This is a genomic window from Capnocytophaga periodontitidis (assembly GCF_016126015.1).
Taxonomy (GTDB): Bacteria; Bacteroidota; Bacteroidia; order Flavobacteriales; family Flavobacteriaceae; genus Capnocytophaga; species Capnocytophaga periodontitidis.
Genome location: NZ_JAEFDB010000040.1, coordinates 1 through 954 on the forward strand (window position 1 = coordinate 1; position 954 = coordinate 954).

The 954-nt window shown below is 33.4% G+C and carries 1 protein-coding gene; it reads right to left on the minus strand.

The window, feature by feature from the left end; genetic code table 11:
• Nucleotides 1-12: 12 nt before the first annotated feature.
• A complete protein-coding gene (locus tag I7X29_RS15195) occupies nt 13-903 on the minus strand; it encodes an IS1595 family transposase (protein ID WP_198475879.1) in 891 nt (296 codons plus the stop codon).
• Nucleotides 904-954: the final 51 nt, after the last annotated feature.

The window sequence follows — 954 nt, forward strand, 5'->3', positions numbered from 1 at the left end:
TGAGGTGTCAAGTTAAGGGCATACCAACTGAGATTGGAAAATAGGTTTTCTTTCAATCAATCTTTTTATTAGATTGTTAAAGATAGTCTCTTTGCTTTGTGAGCGATTGATTCTAAAACTATACTCAGCTAAATAGCGGTCTATATTAAACTCTGAAACCCAAGAATATATACCTCTTATCCAAGATTTTACTTGGTGTATTACTTTGTGTAATGTAGGAAAATTCTTTCCGTCATTACTCGGTTTTTGAGTTATATTATAGTCTTTTATAGGTCTATAGCCTTTCCATTGATCAGTCGTTATATAGGCTGTCTTATCAATGTGTTTATCAAATATTGTTCGTAGTGATTTTGAGGAATAGTCAGGAATTTTAAATGCATAAAAACGTTTAACTTTACCTTGGTTACTAAGTTGTATCGCACAAAGAACTTTCTTTTTCTTTGCGTCATAACTTCTACCTTGTTTTCCTTCTTCTTTTCCTCCTATGGTAAATTCATCGACTTGCACTTTGCCATCCATTTTCTGTGACTCACTGGATTTCATAGCTTCACGAACCTTGTGCATAAAATAATGTGCTGTTTGTCGACTAATATCATAACGGCGAGCAACTTGTGATGCTGATAGACTTTTTGTAGTTGTTGACATCTCAAAACATATATAAAATGCTTTGAGAAGTCCAAATTTTAGCTTGTGAAACAAAGTTCCAGCTGTAGGACTTTCTGTATCTGAACAGATATTGCAAGTGCGTGAAAAATCTTTGCGAACTTGGTATTTTGTATGTCCGCATTTACGGCAACAATACCCTTTTTCCCATTTTATGGAAGCTAAGTATTCTTCGCAATCTAAGTCTGTTTTAAAGCGTTCAGTAAACTCTAAGAGGCTTTGTCCTTTGAATAATTCCATAATATATTAATTTTCAGTATGCAAATGTATGAAAATATTTTGACACCTCAA